This window comes from Bradyrhizobium sp. UFLA05-153 (assembly GCF_054185185.1).
Genome location: NZ_JBBIAM010000367.1, coordinates 1 through 502, shown reverse-complemented (window position 1 = coordinate 502; position 502 = coordinate 1). Strand labels below are relative to the sequence as shown.

The window sequence follows — 502 nt, the reverse complement described above, 5'->3', positions numbered from 1 at the left end:
GTTACGGCCCGTAGATCGCGAGCTCAGTGTCCGACAAATCGGCAAGCCGGGGGCACTGCGGACCTTTGAAATATCTCGGGCCCTCCGTCTTTCTGTAGAGGCCGACCAGGTCCTTCACGCGGCCGTTGGCGTCGAGTGCGACCGAGAGTCGGCCGCGCCGGAGCAGGAAACGGCCGATGGCGCCGGCGCAGGCGACATAGTCGGCCACATCGGCGCAATAGATCAACTGCATCGGCCGCGGTGCGATCCGCCGGGGGCGCATCGTCTGCAGGATGAAGGGAAAGCTGCGGCCGTCGGCCGCGCGGCAGACCAGGCTGAGGCAGCCGTAGGCTGCGTGGCGCGTGAGCAGCGCGACGTCAGCTTCGGACAAGCCGTCGACCGCCCGCGCGTCCTGTTCGACGACTTCGATGCGCATGCCTTTCGCGGGACGCGAGAGTGCCGGAAAGGAGAAGAACAGGCCGTCGCAATAGGAGCGGAATCCCTGGGCTTCGATGGTCTGCCA

Annotated in this window: 1 pseudogene; it reads right to left on the bottom strand. The window is 66.5% G+C overall.

Annotation, left to right across the window (positions count from 1 at the left end):
* Nucleotide 1 precedes the first annotated feature (1 nt).
* Nucleotides 2-502, bottom strand: a pseudogene (locus Q2941_RS51920) (acyl-CoA acyltransferase); the annotation flags it as partial.